Annotated in this window: 20 protein-coding genes; 14 read left to right on the top strand and 6 right to left on the bottom strand. The window is 70.2% G+C overall.

The features are described 5' to 3' along the window. Nucleotides 1-368: 368 nt before the first annotated feature. The 4 genes from BMZ18_RS13790 (at nucleotide 369) to BMZ18_RS13775 (ending at nucleotide 6437) form a co-directional block, all read left to right on the top strand. Nucleotides 369-1643, top strand: coding sequence for a M18 family aminopeptidase (locus BMZ18_RS13790; protein WP_068363073.1), 1275 nt, complete (start codon nucleotides 369-371; stop codon nucleotides 1641-1643). Between the two features lie 89 nt (nucleotides 1644-1732). Then, entirely contained in the window at nucleotides 1733-4018 is a 2286-nt protein-coding gene (gene purL / locus BMZ18_RS13785) for a phosphoribosylformylglycinamidine synthase subunit PurL (RefSeq protein ID WP_068363010.1), read from the top strand. Nucleotides 4019-4049: 31 nt separating this feature from the next. Continuing rightward, nucleotides 4050-5867 carry an alpha/beta hydrolase gene (locus tag BMZ18_RS13780; RefSeq protein WP_068363013.1) on the top strand — a complete coding sequence of 606 codons (1818 nt, stop codon included), beginning with the start codon at nucleotides 4050-4052 and terminating at the stop codon, nucleotides 5865-5867. 183 nt (nucleotides 5868-6050) lie between these two features. Next, a complete protein-coding gene (locus BMZ18_RS13775) occupies nucleotides 6051-6437 on the top strand; it encodes a sterol carrier family protein (protein WP_068102998.1) in 387 nt (128 codons plus the stop codon). 10 nt (nucleotides 6438-6447) lie between these two features. Here the strand turns inward: BMZ18_RS13775 and BMZ18_RS13770 are convergent, their stop codons facing one another. Beyond that, a complete protein-coding gene (locus BMZ18_RS13770; protein WP_068102996.1) occupies nucleotides 6448-7014 on the bottom strand; it encodes a helix-turn-helix domain-containing protein in 567 nt (188 codons plus the stop codon). An 84-nt stretch (nucleotides 7015-7098) separates the two neighbouring features. Between BMZ18_RS13770 and BMZ18_RS13765 the strand changes: the two genes are divergently transcribed. After that, on the top strand, nucleotides 7099-7782 hold the full coding sequence (locus tag BMZ18_RS13765; RefSeq protein WP_442978334.1) for an AzlC family ABC transporter permease: 684 nt from the start codon (nucleotides 7099-7101) through the stop codon (nucleotides 7780-7782). Beyond that, nucleotides 7779-8108, top strand: a complete 330-nt coding sequence (locus BMZ18_RS13760) for an AzlD domain-containing protein (protein WP_170851491.1) — start codon at nucleotides 7779-7781, stop codon at nucleotides 8106-8108. The genes BMZ18_RS13765 and BMZ18_RS13760 overlap by 4 nt, the downstream gene beginning before the upstream one ends. Here BMZ18_RS13760 and BMZ18_RS13755 read toward each other — a convergent pair whose 3' ends face one another. Further along, on the bottom strand, nucleotides 8109-8435 hold the full coding sequence (locus tag BMZ18_RS13755) for a hypothetical protein (protein ID WP_244516535.1): 327 nt from the start codon (nucleotides 8433-8435) through the stop codon (nucleotides 8109-8111). Then, nucleotides 8432-8971 (bottom strand): DUF427 domain-containing protein, encoded by a 540-nt coding sequence (locus BMZ18_RS13750; protein ID WP_244516534.1) that lies wholly within the window; start codon nucleotides 8969-8971, stop codon nucleotides 8432-8434. The genes BMZ18_RS13755 and BMZ18_RS13750 overlap by 4 nt, the downstream gene beginning before the upstream one ends. 139 nt (nucleotides 8972-9110) lie before the next feature. On the opposite strand from BMZ18_RS13750, the gene purF reads away from it, so the two are divergent. From purF to BMZ18_RS13710, 8 genes are all read left to right on the top strand, one after another. Continuing rightward, nucleotides 9111-10676, top strand: coding sequence for an amidophosphoribosyltransferase (gene purF / locus BMZ18_RS13745; RefSeq protein ID WP_068363017.1), 1566 nt, complete (start codon nucleotides 9111-9113; stop codon nucleotides 10674-10676). 4 nt (nucleotides 10677-10680) lie between these two features. Then, entirely contained in the window at nucleotides 10681-11280 is a 600-nt protein-coding gene (locus BMZ18_RS13740) for an ASCH domain-containing protein (RefSeq protein WP_068363019.1), read from the top strand. 196 nt (nucleotides 11281-11476) lie between these two features. Beyond that, nucleotides 11477-13048 carry an ABC transporter substrate-binding protein gene (locus BMZ18_RS13735; RefSeq protein ID WP_068363081.1) on the top strand — a complete coding sequence of 524 codons (1572 nt, stop codon included), beginning with the start codon at nucleotides 11477-11479 and terminating at the stop codon, nucleotides 13046-13048. Between the two features lie 2 nt (nucleotides 13049-13050). Continuing rightward, a complete protein-coding gene (locus BMZ18_RS13730; protein WP_082833927.1) occupies nucleotides 13051-14139 on the top strand; it encodes an ABC transporter permease in 1089 nt (362 codons plus the stop codon). Further along, nucleotides 14139-15086, top strand: a complete 948-nt coding sequence (locus BMZ18_RS13725) for an ABC transporter permease (protein ID WP_068363022.1) — start codon at nucleotides 14139-14141, stop codon at nucleotides 15084-15086. Before BMZ18_RS13730 ends, BMZ18_RS13725 begins: the two co-directional genes overlap by 1 nt. Next, nucleotides 15083-16699, top strand: a complete 1617-nt coding sequence (locus BMZ18_RS13720) for an ABC transporter ATP-binding protein (RefSeq protein ID WP_068363025.1) — start codon at nucleotides 15083-15085, stop codon at nucleotides 16697-16699. The genes BMZ18_RS13725 and BMZ18_RS13720 overlap by 4 nt, the downstream gene beginning before the upstream one ends. 79 nt (nucleotides 16700-16778) lie before the next feature. Beyond that, nucleotides 16779-17876: a phosphoribosylformylglycinamidine cyclo-ligase gene (gene purM / locus BMZ18_RS13715; RefSeq protein WP_068102982.1), complete on the top strand. Its 1098-nt coding sequence runs from the start codon at nucleotides 16779-16781 to the stop codon at nucleotides 17874-17876. Between the two features lie 47 nt (nucleotides 17877-17923). Further along, nucleotides 17924-18817: an aldehyde dehydrogenase family protein gene (locus BMZ18_RS13710; RefSeq protein WP_068363028.1), complete on the top strand. Its 894-nt coding sequence runs from the start codon at nucleotides 17924-17926 to the stop codon at nucleotides 18815-18817. 84 nt (nucleotides 18818-18901) lie between these two features. On the opposite strand, the gene BMZ18_RS13705 is transcribed toward BMZ18_RS13710, so the two are convergent. From BMZ18_RS13705 to ygfZ, 3 genes are all read right to left on the bottom strand, one after another. Further along, nucleotides 18902-19090, bottom strand: a complete 189-nt coding sequence (locus BMZ18_RS13705; protein WP_072681144.1) for a DUF3073 domain-containing protein — start codon at nucleotides 19088-19090, stop codon at nucleotides 18902-18904. A gap of 106 nt (nucleotides 19091-19196) precedes the next feature. After that, complete coding sequence (locus tag BMZ18_RS13700; RefSeq protein WP_371828504.1) at nucleotides 19197-19886, bottom strand: MOSC domain-containing protein; 690 nt, start codon at nucleotides 19884-19886, stop codon at nucleotides 19197-19199. Next, a complete protein-coding gene (gene ygfZ / locus BMZ18_RS13695; RefSeq protein ID WP_068363031.1) occupies nucleotides 19883-21013 on the bottom strand; it encodes a CAF17-like 4Fe-4S cluster assembly/insertion protein YgfZ in 1131 nt (376 codons plus the stop codon). The genes BMZ18_RS13700 and ygfZ overlap by 4 nt, the downstream gene beginning before the upstream one ends. Between the last annotated feature and the right edge of the window lie 70 nt (nucleotides 21014-21083).

Raw genomic sequence — 21083 nt, 5'->3', positions numbered from 1 at the left:
CGTTTCGGCGCTGTCCTTCTTCAGCTGACTGCGTGGTGAGTCGGGCGGGACGCGGATCGACTCATGAGTTGACTCAGGTCACATGTGGATGGCACGCGTTCTGTTGCGGGCTCGCCATTCCTGTGAATTACTTAGGTGCGGGCACAAGCCCACCGACCTCACAAAGGGAGAAATCATGGACATCACTTCACTCGAGAGCCTCGCCAAGTTCCTCGGCGCAGTGTCCGACATCTTCGGCGGCGCCGGCACCTTCCTCGGCGGCCTGGACTTCTTCAGCTGAGTCGTCCCTCCTCGGTGATGCCGGGTCCACCCTCGTGGTGGGCCCGGCATCGTCGTTTCCGGGCCCGCCCTCTCTACGATCGGTGATCATGGCGTCCCTCACCTCCGCGACCGCGTCCGGACTGTGCTCCTTCGTGAACGCGTCGCCCTCGCCCTTCCACGTCGTCGCCACGGTGACCGCCGAACTGGCCGCGAACGGATTCGTCGAACTCGCCGAAGCCGACGCCTGGCCCACCGACCCCGGCCGCTACCTGGTGGTGCGCGGCGGCTCGCTGATCGCGTGGTCCACCGAGCGGGCGCCCGACGCCCCCTTCCGCATCGTCGGCGGCCACACCGACAGCCCCAACCTGCGCGTGAAGCAACACCCCGACCGTGACTCCGCCGGCTGGCAGATGGTGGCCCTCGAGCCCTACGGCGGCGCGTGGCTGAACTCCTGGCTGGACCGCGATCTCGGGATCTCCGGCCGCCTCGGCGTCCGGGACGGCGCGGGGGTGCGGGAGGTGGCCGTGCGGATCGACCGGCCCATCCTGCGGGTCCCGCAGCTCGCCATTCACCTGTCCGAGGACCGCAAGGGCGTACATCCCGACCCGCAGAATCATCTCGACGCGGTGTGGGGAACGGGTCGCTCCCCGCGCTCCTTCCTGGCCTTCGTGGCGGACGAGGCGGGGGTGGACGACGCCGACGTGCTCGGGTGGGAGCTGATGACCCACGACCTGAATCCGGCTGCGGTCGTGGGGTTGTCGGAGGACCTGGTCAGCTCGCCGCGGCTGGACAACCAGGGGACCTGCTACGCGGGGACGGAGGCGCTGGTGACCGCCGCCGCCGAGGCCGACGACGTGGTGCCGGTTCTCGCGCTGTTCGATCACGAGGAGGTCGGCAGCATGTCCGACCGCGGCGCCCACTCCGATCTGATGAACACCGTCCTCGAGCGGATCGTGCTGGCGCGCGGCGGTTCTCGCGAGGACTTCTTCCGGACCATGGCCGCGTCGATCCACGCCTCCGGCGACATGGCGCACGCCACGCACCCCAATCACGTGGCGCGGCACGAGCCGTCGCATCGCATCGAGATCAACGGCGGGCCCGTCCTCAAGGTCAACCAGAACCTGCGCTACGCGACGGACGCCGTCGGGGCGGCGGCGTTCGCGCAGGCGTGCGAGCGTGCCGACGTCCCGCTGCAGCGGTACGTCCACCGGGCGGACCTGCCGTGCGGATCCACCATCGGTCCCATCGCTGCGTCGCGCACCGGTCTGTCGACGGTCGACGTCGGCGCACCGCAGCTGGCCATGCACTCGGCCCGGGAACTGATGGGTGCGCACGACGTCGAGATGTACTCCGACGCGCTCGCCGCGTTCCTGGGCGTCTGACGGGCTGCGAGACGGTCGGACCGGGGCCGTAGAATCACCGTCGTTCTCGCGTACCGGCATTTCCTGCCCGAGGGAAGGACCCACCCATCGTGTCTGTCGAGTCGACCCCTCGGGTCGATACCGTCGCCGCCGCTGCCGCCGATCCGGACGTGGCGCAGCCGTACGCCGAGTTGGGCCTGAAGGACGACGAGTACGCCCGAATCAAGGAGATCCTCGGCCGCCGTCCCACGGACGCCGAGCTGGCCATGTACTCGGTGATGTGGAGCGAGCACTGCTCCTACAAGTCCTCCAAGGTGCATCTGAAGTACTTCGGCGAGACCACCACCGACGAGATGCGGGCCGGAATGCTCGCCGGCATCGGCGAGAACGCCGGCGTCGTCGACGTCGGGGACGGCTGGGCCGTCACGTTCAAGGTGGAGAGCCACAACCACCCGTCGTACATCGAGCCGTATCAGGGCGCCGCCACCGGCGTCGGCGGCATCGTTCGCGACATCATGGCCATGGGCGCACGGCCCATCGCGGTCATGGACCAGCTGCGGTTCGGTGCGGCGGACGCGCCGGACACCCGCCGGGTGCTCGAGGGGATCGTGCGCGGGGTCGGCGGCTACGGCAACTCCCTGGGCCTGCCCAACGTGGGCGGCGAGACCGTCTTCGACGCCTCGTACGCCGGCAACCCGCTCCTCAACGCCCTGTGCGCGGGCGTCATGCGCACCGAGGACCTGCACCTGGCGTTCGCGTCGGGCACCGGCAACAAGATCATCCTGTTCGGCGCGCGCACCGGGCTCGACGGCATCGGCGGCGTGTCCGTCCTGGCCTCGGAGACCTTCGACGAGACACAGGGTCGGCGAAAGCTGCCCGCTGTCCAGGTGGGCGATCCGTTCACCGAGAAGGTGCTCATCGAGTGCTGCCTCGAGCTCTACCAGCAGAAGCTCGTCGTCGGTATCCAGGACCTCGGCGGTGCCGGATTGTCCTGCGCCACCTCGGAACTGGCGTCCGCGGGCGACGGCGGCATGCACATCGAGCTCGATCGCGTTCCGTTGCGCGCCACCGGCATGACGCCCGCGGAGGTGCTCTCGAGCGAGTCCCAGGAGCGCATGTGCGCCGTGGTCACGCCGGAGAACGTCGACGCGTTCATGGCCGTCTGCGCCAAGTGGGACGTCCTGGCGACCGTCATCGGTGAGGTCACCGACGGCGAGAACCTGCAGATCACCTGGCACGGCGAGACCGTCGTCGACGTCCCGCCGCGCACCGTGGCGCACGAGGGTCCGGTCTACGAGCGGCCCGTGCAGCGCCCGGCGGCTCAGGATGCGCTGGTGGCGAACACCACCGAGGGACTGCCGCGCCCGTCGACCCCCGTGGAGCTGCGGGAGACGTTGCTGCGCATGATCTCCTCGCCGCAGCTCTGCAGCCGTCGGCTCATCACCGAGCAGTACGACCGCTACGTGCGCGGCAACACCGTTCTGGCCGAGCACGCCGACGCCGGTGTGGTGCGGATCGACGAGAAGACCGGCCGCGGCATCGCGCTCGCGACGGACGCCTCGGGCCGCTACACCGCCCTCGACCCCTACCGCGGTGCGCAGTTGGCGCTCGCGGAGGCGTTCCGCAACGTCGCCACCACCGGCGCGACGCCGAAGGCCGTCACCAACTGCCTGAACTTCGGCTCGCCCGAGGACCCGGGCGTGATGTGGCAGTTCCAGCAGGCGGTGCGCGGACTCGCCGACGGCTGTGTGGCGCTGGGCATTCCGGTCACGGGCGGCAACGTCAGCTTCTACAACCAGACCGGATCGACGCCGATCCTGCCGACCCCCGTCGTCGGCGTCCTGGGTGTGCTCGACGACGTTCATCGCCGCATCCCCACGGGACTCGGCCTCGAGCCGGGGGAGACGCTGATCCTTCTCGGTGACACGCACGACGAGTTCGACGGCTCCATCTGGGCGCAGGTGATCCACGATCACCTCGGCGGCGTGCCCCCGCGGGTCGATCTGGCCCGGGAGCAGTTGCTGGCCGACATCCTCACCGCGGCCAGCCGCGACGGGCTGGTCAGCGCCGCGCACGACCTGTCCGAGGGCGGGTTGGCGCAGGCCGTGGTCGAGGCTGCCCTCGCCGGCGAGTCCGGATGTCGCATCCTGCTGCCCGAGGGCGTCGACCCCTTCGTGACCATGTTCTCGGAATCGTCCGGGCGGGTACTCGTAGCCGTTCCTCGAACCGAGGAGACCCGGTTCACGGGAATGTGCAGTGCGAGGGGGTTGCCGTGGGTGCGGATCGGCGTGGCCGACGAGGGGTCGGACGAGGTGGAGTTCCAGGGGCAGTTCACCGTGCCGCTGAGCGAGCTCCGCGAGGCGTTCGAGGGGACACTGCCGAGGCTCTTCGGCTGAGTCGAGGGTTCCGGCCGACCCGAGCCGTCCGGTGACCGACACCTCCACGCGGTCACCGGGGCGGGGCGGCACGGACTCCGAGGACGAGATCCCCCGGCCGCACTCGTTCGAGGAGCTGCCCGCCTACGTGCTCGCCACGGCGACGCACACCGTGCGGAAGCATCCTGCGGTGGTGTGGGCGTGGGGACTGCTGCGGCTCGACGTCACCGGACTCGCGTTCGCAGCGCTGTTCTTCTGCTGGTCCCTGACGCCGTCGCTGCTGCCGCGCGGGTGGCTGTTCCAGGGCATCGTCAGCGGTATCACCGCCGCGATCGGCTACGGCGTCGGTGTCGCGGTGGGGTGGGTGATGTTGCGGACCGTGCTGCGGCAGCAACCCTGGTGGCCGCTCCCTCCGCGTGTCGAGCGCGGCATCGTCGTGGCCGTGCCGATCGTCGGGGCCGTGGCGGGTGCCGTCATGCTCTACGCCTCCGCCGAGTGGCAGCGCCAACTCGCCGCGCTCATGAACGCCGAGGGGCTGACCAGCACCGGGTTCATCCGCACCGGCATCATCAGCCTGGTCGTGGCCGGCGTGCTCATCGGACTCTGGCGGGTGATCCGCGACTTCCGTCGCTTCCTGGTGCGGAACCTGCTGCGTCTGATCCGTCTGCCGCAGTGGGTGGCCAACCTGGTGGGCTTCGTCCTGGTGATCGTGGTCCTGGTGACACTGGTGCAGGGTGTGTTGCTGCGCGGCACCATGAGTATCGCGAATTCGGTGTTCAGCACGCAGAACGGCAACACCCGAGAGGGCGCCGAACAGCCGACGGTCCCGGAGCGGTCCGGTGGGCCCGGCTCGGTGGTCGACTGGGACACACTGGGTTTCGAGGGCCGCAACTTCGTCTCCGGCGGACTCGACGCCGAGGAGATGCGCCGCGCCACCGGACGGGAGTCGAAGCAGGCCATCCGGGTGTACGCCGGCCTCGAGAGCGCCGAGACGTCCGAGCAGCGTATGGATCTGCTGATCCAGGAGCTCGACCGCACGGACGCGTTCTCTCGTCGGGCCGTCGTCGTCATCCCGACCACGGGCACTGGCTGGGTCAACCCGACGGCCGCGCGCGCGGTGGAGCTGATGTACGAGGGCGACGTGGCTCTGGTGGCGTCGCAGTACTCGTATCTGCCGAGCTGGATCTCCTTCCTCGCCGACCGGGAGAAGGCGGCCGCCGCGGGCAAGAACCTCATCGACCGGGTGCACGCGCGCTGGGAACAGGAGCCCGCCCCGACCAGGCCCAAGCTGTACGTCTACGGGGAGAGCCTCGGCACGCAGGCCGGCGAAGGAGCCTTCGCCGACATCGCGGACATCCGCAGCACCGTCGACGGCGTGCTGTGGGTGGGGCCGCCGAACTCCAACCGCATCTGGTCCACCTACGTCGACCGCCGCGACCCGGGCACCCCCGAGGTGGAACCCGTGTACGCCGGCGGCCTGCTCATGCGCTTCGCGGACAGCACCCGCGACGTCGAGGCACTGTCCGGCGAGTGGCCGTTCCCACGCGTGCTGTACATCCAGCACCCGTCCGACCCGATCGTGTGGTGGACGCCGGACCTGCTGTTCCAGCGGCCCGACTGGCTGGCCGAACCGCCCGGGTACGACCGCCTGCCCAGCATGCGGTGGTTCCCGTTCGTCACGTTCTGGCAGGTGAGCGCCGATCTGACCAACGCGGCCGGGGTGCCCGACGGCCACGGGCACAACTACGGCACCACGGTGCTCGACGGGTTCGCGGCCGTCGCGGCGCCGGAGGGCTGGACGCAGGCCGACACCGAGCGCATCCGCGCGGTCATGGTCGAGTACGCCGACGCGGACGGTCCGGAGAAGTAGGAGCGGGCGTGACGAGCGCCGGGGAGGTCTCGCTCGCCCGCTGGGTATGGTTCGACATCCCGGTGGGTACCGTGCGGCATGCCTGAGTGTCCACAACTGCGCCTGATAGACGGGATCCCGTCAATTCGACCGAGATGTGGACCGTGACGCAGGTCGATCGGCGGGGGTGGGACACTCGGAGCCGTGGCACCGTCGAAAACCGTGGACCCGGCCGAACTCCGAGCGTCGCTGATCGCGGTGTCCGCCTGGCTCGACGACCCGTCGGTCCCGAAGCCTCCTCGCGCCGAGCTCGCGGCCGCCGTGCGGCTCAGCGCCCGGACGCTCGAGCAGACCGCGCCGGGATCGAGTGTCGAGGTGCGGGTACCGCCGTTCGTCGCGGTGCAGTGCATCGTCGGGCCCCGGCACACGCGCGGCACGCCGCCCAACGTGGTGGAGTGCGATCCGCGGACGTGGCTGCTGCTCGTGACCGGCCGGACCGAGTTCGCCGACGCCGTGCGGGGTGCGGGCGTGACGGCGTCCGGTGGGCGGGCCGGCGAGGTGGCGCACTGGTTGCCGCTCGTCCGGGTGTGACCCCGGCGCGTCAGTACTGCTCGGTGATCATGGTCGCGGTGGTACCCGGTTCCAGAGCCTCGAAGACGTGGGGCACGTCGCCGGGGTAGGAGAGGTAGTCGCCCGGGAGCAGCTCGACCGGGTCGTCCACCGGCCCGAGGCGCGCGCGGCCGGTGCCGAGCACCACGTGTTCGACGACGCCGTGCATGTGGGGATCGGACAGGCGGGGGCTGCCGGGATCGGCGGCGATGAGGTAGACGTCCCGACGCGCGTTCGGCGGGCAGGACGTCAGCAGTGTGGCGCTGTACTCGGCCGCGTCGGAGGCGATGGCCGGACCCTCGCCGCGGCGCACGAGGCGTACCTCCTGGCGGGTCGGTTCGACCAACCGGGCGAACGGGACGTCGAGGGTCACCGACAACGCCCAGAGCGTCTCGACGCTGGGGTTGCCGGTGCCCGATTCGAGCTGCGACAGAGTCGATTTGGCGATTCCGGCGCGGCGGGCGACCTCCGCGAGGGACAGGCCGGTACGACGCCGCTCGCGCACCAGGGAGGCGGCGATCGCGGCGATGGGGGCGCGGTCGGACGGCACGGCGACCATTCTGGCACACCGTTCGGCACATGCGTCGATCGTTCGTCTTGACGAACCGGGCCGCTACCGTTCATCGTAGGAGTCATGCGTTCGATGATGCGAACGATCCGGCACGATCCGGACGTCGCGGTGCGGGACATCCTGGTGGTGTGCCTGGCCGACGCCCTGGTGGGAGCGTCGCTGGGCGCCATCGCCGTGGCCTCGGGCCTCCCGTGGTGGCTTCCGGTCCTGCTTTCGGTGGTCGTCTTCGCGGGCGCGTCGCAATTCGTCTTCGTCGGGGTCCTCGCCTCGGGCGGAACCGTGCTCGCCGCCGCGCTCGGCGCGCTCCTGATCAACGGCCGTCTCACCCCGCTGGCGTTCTCCGTCGCTCCCTTGCTGGGAGACAAGGCGGCCACCCGTCTTCTCGGGGCCCATCTGGTGACCGACGAGTCCGTCGCCTTCGCCACCGCGGCGACCACGACGGCCGGGCGACGTCGCACCTACTGGTTCTCCTCGATCGTGCTGTTCGTGCTGTGGAATCTCGGGGTGCTGGTCGGCACCGCGGTGGGGTCCGTCGTCGCCGATTCCGACGCCCTCGGACTCGACGCCGCCTTCCCCGCCGTCCTGCTCGCCCTGGTGATGCCGGCATTGCGCGACCGCATCACACGGCGCGCGGCGCTCGCCGGAGCCGTCGTCGCGCTCCTCGCGAACACGGTGGTGCCCGCGGGGGTGTCGGTGGTGGTCGCGCTGGCCGTGGTGGTACCGATCGTGCTCCGCCGAGAGCGGAGCGCATCGTGAGCACGGCGAGCGCCACGGTCCTGGTCCTCGGCGTACTCGGACTCGCGGCCGGCACCTACCTGCTCCGGCTGGGCGGAATCGTGTTGCGCGGCAGACGGACTCTGACTCCCGCCGCGGAACGGACCCTGGACGTCGCGGTGGCCGTCGTCTTCGTCGCGCTGGTCGCGACGTCCGCGTTTCCGGCCGGCGTCACGGCGTCGGGATTCGCCCTCCCGGCCGGTGTGCTCGTGGCCGCCGTCCTCGCCTGGCGCCGAGCCCCGTTCGTCGTCGTCGTGGTCGGCGCGGCCGCGGTGACGGCGGTGCTGCGTCTGTTGGGTGCGGCGTGATCACCAGGGACGGACGGGGGGCTTGACCCAGAGGATCTTCTCGTCCCGGTGCGGCCGCGTCTCCTCGGCTCGCCCGGCCGCCCATGCGTCCTTCTCGTCGAGAAGCCCGGCGACCACCGTCCAGGTCTCGTCGGTACTCGGTGGATTGATGTCGGCCGCGCGCGCCAGTTTGCGACGGGTGGCCGCCGGCATCGTCGCCAGCTCACCGGAATCGATGCCGCGGTCCCAGAGGTAGCGCGCCAATGCGACGGCCTTCTCGCGTCGAGACCGCTCGGCGACGTCGGAGTGCGCGTAGCGGTCGTTCGCGCCGAACTCGCCGATCGTCACCACCCCCAGCTGCCCGGAATCCCCTTGAAGGGGCCGACCACGTCCGAGGTGATCCACCCGGCGTAGAAGCCGCCCTCCTGGGCCCGGGCGACCTCCCCGTCGAGTTCGCACGTCAGCTGGGCGGGGGAGAAGGACAGGGCGCCGGCGATGTCCGCGAACGTTGGAGTCGGCGTCTCGTAGCTCCACGCGCCGGCCTCGAGGACGGCGCCGTCGTCGCCCAGCACGTCCCAGTAGGTGGCGGCTCCCTTCCACTCGCACATCGTCGAACGCGCGCGGGATCGACGCAGACGCGCGGAATCGACGTCGTCACGCGGGACGTACCACGTCGGAGGGTGACTGGTCTCGAGCACGCGGTACGCCGACGTGCTGTCGGCGACGACCGCGTCGCCGAACCGGACCACCAGGTGCCGCGTCGAGGACTCGAGTCGGGGCGGGCGCGGGTAGTCCCACACCGATTCCTGGCCCTCGCCGGGCTGCTCGGGGGTGACGCCGAAGGGAAGTCTGCCGACCATGGTCTCCATCATGCCTGCCGACATCGGGCACACGGGGAACAAGTCGGGCGGTCAGACGGTTGCGTCCGGCGAGCGCCGTAGACTCGATCACTGGAATCGCTTCTGCGCTGTCCACGTGCGACCATCGTCCCAACCCCTCGCCGGCCCCTAGGGAGAGCTTGTCGTGACCCGTGCCGATCTCTCGGTCCACAGCCCCAACCTGCTGAGCATGCCCGATCTCGAGGGACCGGAGAACGAACCCCGCGAGGAATGCGGCGTCTTCGGCGTCTGGGCGCCCGGTGAGGACGTCGCCAAGATGACGTACTACGGGCTGTACGCGCTGCAGCACCGCGGCCAGGAGGCCGCCGGTATCGCCGTCGCCGACGGCGCGCAGGTGCTGGTGTTCAAGGACCTCGGCCTGGTCAGCCAGGTGTTCGACGAGCAGACTCTCGCGGCCATGAACGGCCACGTCGCCATCGGACACTGCCGCTACTCCACCACCGGGTCCACCACGTGGGAGAACGCGCAGCCGATCTTCCGGACCACCGCCGCGGGCAGCGGCGTGGCGCTCGGCCACAACGGCAACCTGGTCAACACCGCGGCCCTGTCCGACCGGGCGCGGGAGGCGGGCATCATGGGTCGCCCGCGCGGCACCGGCGCCACCTCGGACTCCGACGTGGTGGGTGCGCTGCTGGCCCACGGCGCGGCCGACAGCACCATCGAACAGGCCGCGATGGAGCTGCTGCCCACCCTCGAGGGTGCGTTCTGCCTCACGTTCATGGACGAGAACACCCTCTACGCGGCTCGCGATCCGCACGGGGTGCGCCCGCTCTCGCTCGGTCGCCTCGACCGCGGCTGGGTGGTCGCGTCCGAGACGGCGGCACTCGACATCGTCGGCGCCTCGTTCGTGCGGGACATCGAGCCGGGCGAACTGCTCGCCATCGACGCCGACGGCGTCCGCTCGTCGCGCTTCGCCGCCCCCGAGCCCAAGGGGTGCGTCTTCGAGTACGTCTACCTCGCGCGCCCCGACAGCGTCATCGGCGGTCGGTCGGTGCACTCGACGCGCGTCGAGATCGGCCGACGCCTGGCCGAGGAGCACCCGGCCGAGGCCGACCTGGTCATCCCGGTTCCCGAGTCCGGCACGCCCGCGGCCGTCGGGTACGCGCAGGGGTCGGGCATTCCCTACGGTCAGGGTCTGATGAAGAACGCCTACGTGGGCCGCACCTTCATCCAGCCCTCGCAGACCATCCGCCAGCTCGGCATCCGGCTCAAGCTGAATCCGCTGCGCGAGGTCATTCGCGGTAAACGTCTCGTGGTGGTGGACGACTCGATCGTCCGCGGCAACACCCAGCGCGCCCTGGTTCGGATGCTGCGCGAGGCCGGCGCCCTCGAGATCCACGTGCGCATCGCCTCCCCGCCCGTGCGGTGGCCCTGCTTCTACGGCATCGACTTCGCCTCACCCGCCGAGTTGATCGCCAACGGCATGGACTCCGAGGACGGCATGCTCGAGGGCGTGCGTCAGGCGATCGGTGCGGACTCGCTGGGCTACATCTCCATCGACGGCATGATCGGCGCCTCCGAGCAGCCCTCGACCCGGCTGTGCGCGGCGTGCTTCGACGGCAACTACCCCATCCCGCTCCCGAAGGAGACCGCGATGGGCAAGAGCGTGCTCGAGAAGCTGTTCGCCTCGGCCTCGGGGCTGGACGCTCCCGCCGACGACGACAACGTGAGCGCGCTCTCCCGCCCCTGACGCCGTGCTGATCCGTCGCGCCGTCGCCGAGGCCATCGCCGACGGAACGGTGCGCGTGCAGTACCGGCGGTGGTCGAAACGTCGCGTCAAGGTCGGGACGTGGATCCACACGCCGGCCGGCGTGATCGTCGTCGACGCGATCACGGAGGTCGACCCCGCGACGTTGACCGACGACGACGCCCGGGCGGCCGGGGAGACGTCGGTTGCGCAGCTGCGCAAGGGTTTTCGCGGCGGCGACGGTGATCCCGTGTGGCGGATCGAGGTGTCGTTCGGCGGGGAGGATCCGCGGATCGCCCTGCGCGAGGAGGACGATCTCACCGACGACGAGCTGGCCGCCCTGCGTGCGAAGGTCGACGCGATGGACGCGCGAGCGGACTCCCCGTGGGCGTGGGCGACGCTGGAGTTGATTCGCGATCACCCGGCGGTGCTGGCGGCGGATCTCGGAGCGCGGCTGGGGCTGGAGCGCGACGTGTTCAAGCCCCGGGTGCGGCGCCTGAAGGCGCTCGGTCTGACGGAGAGCCTGCGGATCGGCTACCGGCTGTCGCCGCGGGGGGAGCGGGTGGTCGACGCCTCCGGTCGGACAGGCCGACAGCCCTACCGGTAGGGACCGGTCATGACTGAATTACGCATTCGACACACGGCTGTCACACCGTCTCGGTAATCTCCCGTTCACCGAAACGCACTGTCGTACGACATCCGTCTGCCGTGCGACGACGAACGAAGGATCACCCACCATGAGCGTGCCCTCCCGAGGACGCACCGCGCGCGTGTTCAGCACCCGAACCGCCGCCGTGTCCCTCATGTCCGTAGCCGCCCTCACGGCGGCGGCCTGCGGTTCCGGCCGTACCGACGGCGGCGGCGAGGGTGGCGAGGCCGCCGGCGACGCCCTGGTGGTGGGCACCACCGACCAGGTCTACTCGCTCGATCCGGCCGCCTCGTACGACAACGGCTCGTTCACCATCATGAACCAGGTCTATCCGTTCCTGATGAACTACGCGCCCGGCAGCGACGAGCTGCAGCCCGATGCCGCGGAGAACTGCGAGTTCAGCCAGCCCACCGTGTACACGTGCACGCTGAAGGAGGGGCTGACCTTCGCCAACGGCAACGCCCTGACCAGTGAGGACGTGAAGTTCTCCTTCGACCGCATCGTCTCCATCGACGACCCCAACGGGCCGTCCTCGCTGCTCGCGAACCTCGACTCCGTGGCCGCTCCGGACGACCGCACGGTCGAGTTCACGCTGAAGGCGCCGAACGACCAGACCTTCCCGCAGGTGCTCGCCACCAACACCGGACCCATCGTGGACTCGCAGGTGTTCTCGGCCGACGCGATCCTCGACGACGACGCGGTGGTGGCCGGCAAGCCGTTCGCCGGTCCGTACTCGATCGACAGCTACGAGAAGAACTCCCTGGTGAGCTTCTCCGCGTTCGACGGCTACCAGGGCGTGCTCGGCACGCCGAAGACGTCGGCGGTCACGCTGCGCACCTACACCAGCGCCGACAACCTCAAGCTGGACATGCAGAACAAGTCCATCGACGTCGCGTGGCGCTCGCTCACCCCGACCGACATCGAGTCGCTCGAGGGCACCGAGGGTCTGACCGTGCACGAGGGACCCGGCGGCGAGCTGCGCTACGTCGTGTTCAACCTGAACACGATGCCCGGCGGCACCCCGGAGCAGAAGCTGGCGATCCGCAAGGCCGTCGCGGCGTCGGTCGACCGTGACGCGCTGTCCGAGAACGTCTACAAGGGCACGTTCACCCCGGCCTGGTCGGTGGTCCCCAGCGGGCTCGAGGGCGCCAACACCGCGTTCAAGGACGTCTACGGCGAGTCCCCGAACAAGGACGAGGCCTCGAAGTTCCTGTCCGACGCCGGGGTCCAGACCCCCGTCGCGGTGAACCTGCAGTACAACCCGGATCACTACGGGTCGAGCTCGTCCGAGGAGTACGCCGCGGTCAAGGCGCAGCTCGAGGACACCGGCCTCTTCACGGTCAACCTGCAGTCGACCGAGTGGAACACCTACAACAAGGAGCGCGTCGCGGACACCTACCCCGTGTACCAGCTCGGCTGGTTCCCGGACTTCCCGGACGCCGACAACTACCTGACGCCGTTCTTCGCGCCGGACAACTTCCTGCAGAACCACTTCGACAACCCCGAGATCACGGCGTTGATCGACGCCGAGCGCACCGAGACGGACGAGGCTCGTCGCAGCGAGATCATCGGGGAGATCCAGACCAAGATGGCGCAGGACCACGTCTCGACGTTGCCGTTGCTCGAAGGCAAGCAGATCGCGGTCTCGACCGACTCCGTCAGCGGCGTCGACGAGACCCTCGACGCGTCGTTCAAGTTCCGCTTCACGCCCATCGCGAAGGGCTGAGCATGACCGCCACCACGCCGAACGAGGCGTCGGTGGGGAAGCAGTCACGGGCGAGCGCGTCGTCACGCTACGGCGCGCTCGCCCGCTATCTCGTGATCCGGTTCCTGCTGATCGTGCCGACGGCGTGGATCCTGGTCACGGTGGTCTTCTTCCTCATGCGCGTGCTCGGAGACCCCATCAGTGCCGCCCTCGGCGGGCGGCTGCCCGCCGACCAGATCGCCGAGCGCCGCGCCGCCGCGGGCTACGACCGGCCCATCCTGGTCCAGTACTGGGAGTACCTCACCGGTCTGGTGCGTGGTGACTTCGGTCGCGCCGCGACCAACAACCAGGAGATCAGCAGCGTGCTGATCACCAACGGCGCCGCCACGCTCGAGCTCGCGTTCTGGGCGCTGCTCGTGGCCTTCGCCGTCGGGATCCCGCTCGGGTTCTACGCCGCCACGCGTCGGGATTCCTTCTCGGACGGCACCCTGCGCATCCTCGCCATCCTCTTCTACGCCGCGCCGGTGTTCTTCGTCGGCATGCTGCTCAAGCTGGTGTTCGCCGTGAAACTGGGCTGGCTTCCCGTCGCCGGTCGGGCGAGCACCGACGTCGAACTGGCGCTGCAGAACGTCTCGCCGAAGACCAACATTCTGTTGATCGACTCCATCCTCTACGGCGAGCCCTCCTACACCGTCGACGTGCTGAAGCACGCCGTCCTTCCGGCGATCGCGCTCGGACTGCTCACGGCCGGGGTGTTCCTGCGTCTGGTGCGCGTCAACCTGCTGCAGACCCTGCAGGCCGGGTACGTCGACGCCGCGCGCGCCCGCGGACTCGCGGCGCGCACCGTCGCCCGTCGGCACGCGTTCCGCAACGCGCTCATCCCCGTCGTGACCGTGATGGGACTGCAGATCGCGATGCTGCTCGGCGGCGCCGTCCTCACCGAGACCACCTTCGAGTGGCAGGGCCTGGGCTACCAGCTCGCCCGCTACCTGCAGGCGCGGGACTTCGTCGCCGTCCAGGGCATCGTCACCTTCCTGGCCATCGTCGTCGCGGTGATCAGCTTCCTCACCGACGCGATCGTGGCACTCGTCGACCCGCGGGTGAGGTTCTGATGACCGTCGGCGAGATCGCGGCGCCGAAGCGTCGGCGCGGGGTGCCGGGTCTGGCGATCGTCCGGTCGAGCGCCGGACTGCAGAAGGCCACCATCGTCATCGGCCTTGTCCTCGTGGCCGCGTTCGTGATCATGGCCGTCTTCGCCCCGATCATCGCGCCCTACGGGTTCTCTCAGACCTCCTCGGACGGAGTCGACTTCGCCCGGCAGGCGGGACCGAGCGCCGACCACCTCTTCGGCACGTCGGTGCGCGGGGAGGATGTCTTCTCGCGTGTCGTGTGGGGCGCCCGCACGGCGTTGCTGGTGATCGGCGTGTCCCTGGTGCTCTCCATCGCCGTCGGGGTGCCCCTGGGACTGCTGTCCGGCTACATCGGGCGCTGGGTCGACCGCGTGCTGGTGTTGTTCATGGACGCGATGTACGCCTTTCCGAGTCTGCTGCTGGCCGTGGTGGTCTCGATCGTCGTGGCCGGCGGGCAGTCCAGCAGCTTCGGCGGCGTGCTGTCGGCGGCGGTCGCGATCACCGCGGTGTTCGTGCCGCAGTACTTCCGGGTGGTGCGCAACGCCACGGTGTCGGTGAAGACCGAGCCGTACGTCGACGCCGCCCGGGTCACCGGGGCGAGCCCGCTGCGCATCATGTTCCGGCACATCCTCGCCAACGTTACGCAGACGCTGCCGGTGATCCTCACGCTCAACGGTGCGGAGGCCATCCTCACGCTCGCCGGACTGGGCTTCCTGGGGTTCGGCATCGAACCGACGTCGGCGTCGGAGTGGGGATACGACCTCAACAAGGCACTGCCGGACATCTCGAACGGCATCTGGTGGACGTCGATCTTCCCCGGCACGGCCATCGTGCTCGTGGTGCTCGGCATGACCATGGTCGGCGAATCCGTCAGCGAGACTCTCAATCCCGTGCTGCGTACGCGCCGTCGGGCAAAGGACGTATCATGACCACGCCAGCCCTCACCCTCACGGACCTGTCGGTCACCTTCGCCACCGACGCCGGCGCCGTCCGCGCCGTCTCCGAGGTCTCCTTCGACGTCCGCCCGGGTGAGGTGCTCGCCGTGGTGGGGGAGTCCGGGTCCGGCAAGTCCGTCAGCGTGCGGTCCGCCATCGGGCTCCTGCCCTCCACGGCATCGTTACGTGGCTCGGTCACCCTCGGCGACCGCGAGGTGACCGGACTCGGCGACAAGCAGTGGGCGCAGCTGCGCGGCCGCGACGTGGCGATGGTGTTCCAGGAGCCGGGCAGCGCGCTGGACCCTCTCTTCACCGTCGGCTACCAGATCGTCGAGGCGCTGCGCGCCCACCCCGGTCCCGACGGCAACCGGATGGACAAGAAGGCCGCACGCCGCCGCGCGGTCGAGTTGCTCGAGCTGGTGGGCCTGCCCGACCCGGAGCGTCGCTTCGGCTACTACCCGCACGAGCTGTCCGGCGGGCAGAAGCAGCGGGTCATGATCGCGATCGCCATTTCCTGCGAGGCCAAGGTGATCATCGCCGACGAGCCGACGACGGCCCTCGACGTCACCGTGCAGGCCGAGATCCTGGACCTCCTGCGCGACCTCAAGGACCGGCTGGGCTGCGCGATCGTCCTCATCACGCACAGCATGGGCGTCGTGGCCGACATCGCCGATCGCGTCGTGGTGATGAAGGACGGCGAGGTGGTCGAGGAGGCCACCGTGCACGACCTGTTCGAGTCCCCGTCGGCCGAGTACACCCGCACGCTGCTCGCCGCCGTGCCGACCCTCGACCCGGTGGTGGCGGACCGCGCCGTCTCCGACGAGGTGGTGCTCTCGGTGCGCGACCTCACCGTGCAGTTCCCGGGCGGCATCGGCCAACCGGTGTTCCGCGCCGTCGACGACGTCACGTTCGACCTGCACCGCGGCGAGACGCTCGGCCTGGTGGGGGAGTCGGGTTCCGGCAAGTCGACCATCGGGCGCTGCGTCGCAGCCCTGCAGAAGCCGACGTCGGGCACCGTCGAGGTGCTCGGCCAGGACGTCGGTCGACTGCGCGGCAAGGACCTGAAGGCGCTGCGCAAGCGGTTCGGCTTCGTCTTCCAGGATCCGTCGACCTCCCTCAACCCTCGGCTCACGGTCGGGAAGGCGGTGGCCGAGCCGCTGATCGTGCACGGGGTGGGCAAGGCCGAGATCGAGCGGACCGTGCGGGAGTGGCTCGATGCCGTGAAGCTGCCGTCCGGCACCGACGCCCGATATCCCCACGAGCTCTCCGGCGGTCAGCGGCAACGCGCGTCGCTCGCCCGCGCGCTGGTGCTGAAGCCGGACCTGCTGGTGGCCGACGAGCCCACCAGTGCCCTCGACGTCTCCGTCCAGGCGGCGGTGCTGGACCTGTTCGAGGAGCTGCAGACGGAGTTGCAGTTCGCGTGCCTGTTCGTCAGCCACGACCTGGCCGTCGTCGATCGCCTGGCCCACCGGGTCGCGGTGCTGCGTCACGGTGCCGTCGTGGAACTGGGCACGCCCGCGCGCATCCTGCGCGAGCCCGCCGAGGACTACACCCGCCGCTTGATCGCGGCGATTCCCGAGCCGAGGGTCACGCGGGACCGCCCGTGAGGGTGCTCCGGTACCGTAAGGGCGCATTCGGCTCGGATTCCGGGTCGCACCACGACAGCAGTTACGGAGCGCCACACCCATGACCGACGAGACCCACCAGCACGGCAGCGCCCCGTCCTCGGGAGGCGCGTCGTACGCGGCAGCGGGGGTGGACATCGAGGCGGGTGACCGCGCCGTCGAGTTGTTCGCGCCGCTGGCCAAGCGGGCGACGCGGCCCGAGGTCATGGGTGGGCTCGGCGGGTTCGCGGGCCTGTTCGCGCTCAAGGGCGGGTACCGCGAGCCCCTGCTCGCCGCCTCCACCGACGGTGTCGGCACCAAGCTCGCCGTCGCGCAGGCCCTGGACAAGCACGACACCGTCGGCATCGACCTCGTCGCCATGGTGGTCGACGACCTCGTGGTGTGCGGGGCCGAGCCGCTCTTCCTGCAGGACTACATCGCGGTCGGCCGCGTCGTCCCCGAGCACGTCGCCCAGCTGGTCGCCGGTATCTCGGACGGCTGCGTCCAGGCCGGCTGCGCCCTGCTCGGCGGCGAGACCGCCGAGCACCCGGGCATGATGGCCGACGGCGAGTACGACCTCTCCGCGACCGGCGTGGGCGTCGTCGAGGCGGACGACGTGCTGGGGCCGGATCGGGTGCGGCCCGGCGACGTGGTGATCGCCATGGGCTCGTCCGGTCTGCACTCCAACGGCTACTCGCTCGCCCGCAAGGTGCTGCTCGAGATCAGCCGGATGTCGCTGACCGGGCACGTCGAGGAGTTCGGCCGCACGCTCGGCGAGGAAATGCTCGAGCCCACCCGCATCTACGCCAAGGACTGCCTCGCGCTCGCCGCCGAGACCGACGTGCGCACCTTCTGCCACGTGACCGGCGGTGGACTGGCCGCCAACCTCGCCCGTGTCATGCCGAAGGGCCTGGTCGCCGAGCTGGATCGAGGCACGTGGTCCCCCGCGCCGATCTTCGCGATGATCGCTCAGCGCGGCCGGGTCGACCGCGCCGAGATGGACAAGACGTTCAACATGGGTGTCGGCATGGTCGCCGTCGTCGCTCCGGAGGATGTCGACCGCGCGATGGCCGTGCTCACGGCCCGCCATATCGACTGCTGGACCCTCGGCACGGTGCGCAAGGCCGACAACGGGGCGGACGAGCGGGCCGTCCTCGTGGGCAACCACCCGCGCTTCTAGAGTGCGGCCGGCCGTTTCCCGGCCGACCTCACGGGCACCCGTCGCCCATGACCTACGACGGATTCGACACCATGCCCATCGCCGGCCAGTGGCGCGTCGGCCGGCTGGGTGAGACGGCGGACGACGTCGACCCCTGGTCCGACGACGTTCTCGTGCGCCTTCCGCTGGCCAACGCCGACGACGCCGACGCGGCCTTCCGCGGCGCCGCCGACGCGCAGCCGGACTGGGCCGCCACCCTGCCCGGCAACGGCCCGGTGCTGATTCTGGACGACGCCGACCTCGAGGCCGCCGTCGACGCCGCCACGTTCGGCTCCTTCTTCCACCAGGGCCAGATCTGCATGGCCACCAATCGCGTGGTGGTCGCCGACGCCGTGTACGACGAGGTGGTCGACCGTCTCACCGAGCGGGTGCGATCGCTCGTCACCGGCGACCCGAAGGACCCGGCGACGCAGATCGGTCCGATCATCGACGACGATCAGCTCGGCCACGTCCTCGACCTCGTCGAGCGCGCCGAGAAGGACGGCGCCGAGGTCCGCGTCCGTGGGGAACGGTCCGGTCCCGCCGGACGCGTGCTGAGCCCCCATCTGCTGCTGGGGACCAACGACGTCGCCACCGCCGCCGAGGAGGTGTTCGGCCCCGTCGCCACCGTGATCCGTGCTCGGGACGACGACGATGCGGTGCGCATCGCGAACGACACCGAGTACGGGCTGTCGAGCGCCGTGTTCTCCCGCGACGTCGAGCGTGCGGTGCGGGTGGGTCTGCGCATCGACGCGGGCATGACCCACGTCAACGACACGACCGTCAACGACGAGCCCAACACCGCGTTCGGCGGCGAGAAGGGTTCGGGCATCGGTCGATTCGGCGGCGAGTGGGCCATCGACGAGTTCACGACCGACCACTGGATCGGCGTGCAGCGCACCCGCCGGGACTACGCGATCTGACGGACGGACCGTCTCACGACGACGTGCGGGGCACCCCTGGAGATCCAGGGAGTGCCCCGCACGTGGTGCGTCGGTATGGGGGAGTCAGCGCCGCCAATCTTCGTACTCGTCGTCCTCGTACCGGGACGGCTCCCGGTCGGCGAGTCCGTTCCGGTGCGAGTCGGGGGAGCCTGCGAGCTCTCGCTGGAGAGATTCGAAGTCCGTCGACGGTGAGCTGTACTTGAGCTCACGTGCAACTTTGGTCTGCTTTGCCTTAGCCCGGCCGCGGCCCATGGCTAACCCCCTCGCGAATAGCGGGGCGGCCTGGGATTTTTTGGCGGCCCCGTCTGATTGTGTGTTCTTCCTGTCTCACACAATAGCGTGCGAAAGTCCGACGCGCTCACACCGGATCGAGTGGCGCCGCGCGTCGTCTCGCCCGCGCCGCCATGTCCCGCGCCTCGCGGTACACCTTGGGGGCGAAACCCTCGATGTCCAGCAGGGCGTCCATCGCCGCGACCGAGCTGCCGACGAACAGATCGCGCACCGTGACGCCGTGATCGGGCACGCCGGTGACCTCGACGAGGTCACCCGCGCCGACGTGTCCGGGGCGGACGACGCGGAGGTAGGTCCCCACGTCGCCACGCTCGGTGAACCGCTTCACCCAGCGCGGTTCCTCGGTCCAGCGGGCGAACGTCGCGCAAGGCCGACGCGGAATGGTGACTTCCAGCACGGCCGTGCCGACGGCCCACGTGGAGCCGACGACGGCGTCGGTCACCGGCACACCGGACACGCGCAGGTTCTCCCCGAACCAACCGGCGGGGACCGGCCGGCCGAGCTCGGTCGCCCACCGCAGTGCTTCGGCGTCGTCGAAGGCGTACACGGCCTGATCGGCTCCACCGTGGAATTTCACGTCGATCGAACGGTCGCCCGTGAGTCCGAGTGCGGTGACCTCGACCGGTCCGGTGACGGGGCGCTTGTCGATCGCCGAGTCGACGACGGCAGGCCGCGAGAGCGGGTGGAGCGTGTGCACCACGCAGACGTCCAAAAGACGGCCCGTCGGCACCGGCCCCGTCGATTCGGGGGCGGTCACCGCCCGCGCAGTCGGTCGACGGCGGCGCGCCCGGCCTGGATCGCGGTGTCCGGGGCGTAGGAGTCCGGATCGATCGACGCCGCGCAGGGGCCGGCGGTCAGCGCGGTGTCCACCGGGACGGCGCGTTTGATCAGGGCGAGTGCGATCGGGCCGAGTTCGAAGTGGTCCACCACCGTGCCGACGCGGCCGACCGTCCGTCCCTCGGCGGTGACGTCGTCACCCGTTTCGGGGCGACTGTCCGCGGACCCGTCGAGGTGCAGCAGCACCAGTCGGCGGGGAGGCTTGCCCAGGTTGTGCACGCGGGCGACGGTCTCCTGCCCGCGGTAGCAGCCCTTGTCCAGGTGCACCGCGCCGAACTCGGTGACGCCGCCGATCCAGCCCACCTCGTGCGGGATGGTCCGCTCGTCGGTGTCGAGACCGAGGCGGGGGCGGACCGTCTCCACCCGCAGCGCCTCGTACGCCCAGCTGCCCGCTTCCCGCGCACCGGCGACGACGAACGTCGCCCACCATTCTTCGAGACGATCTCGCGGAACGAGCACGTCGAACGAGTCGGTGCGGGAGGGCCACGGCATGCGGCGGACGAAGCCGCCATCCGGCAATGCCGCTGCGTCGTACGGCAGCTCCGGCACCGGCGCCCCCACCGCCCGCAACACGGACGGGGCCTGTGGGCCGATCAGGGACAGCACGGCCAGCTCGCCGCCGTCCCGCGGCTCCGCCTTGGACCAGAACACCATCTTCGTCAGGAAACCGAGCAGCGCGGGACCGCGCGCGGCCTCGGTGTCGATCCACGTGGTTCCGTCGAGGTCGGTGAGGACCAGGTGGTCCTCGACGCGTCCGTTGACGTCCAGACTCAGATTCTCCGCCGAGCGTCCGTCGGGCAACGACGCGATGTGCTGGGACGAGATGGTGTGCAGCCAGGTGAGGCGCTCCTCGCCGGTGACGGCGATGACCGCGCGGGTGCTGCGGTCGATCACCGCGACCGAGGTCGCGGCAGCACGCTGCTCACCGAACGGGTCGCCGTAGTGCCAGGCGGTGCCCAGGTCGGGAAGTTCGGCCGGGGAGGCGACGGCCCCCGGACGGCCGAGAACGGGAGAGGGCTCGAACGGGCGATCGGAAACGGCGGCCACGTCCCCAGTCTAGGAGCGTGTCGTGGTCGGGTGCAGGGGGCGTCTCTCGGCCCGGCACTACCCTGACGCC

The sequence above is a fragment of the Rhodococcoides kroppenstedtii genome, from assembly GCF_900111805.1.
Lineage (GTDB): Bacteria > Actinomycetota > Actinomycetes > Mycobacteriales > Mycobacteriaceae > Rhodococcoides > Rhodococcoides kroppenstedtii.
Note: the sequence above shows the minus strand (reverse complement) of the source record. Positions and strands in the feature narration are given on the sequence as shown.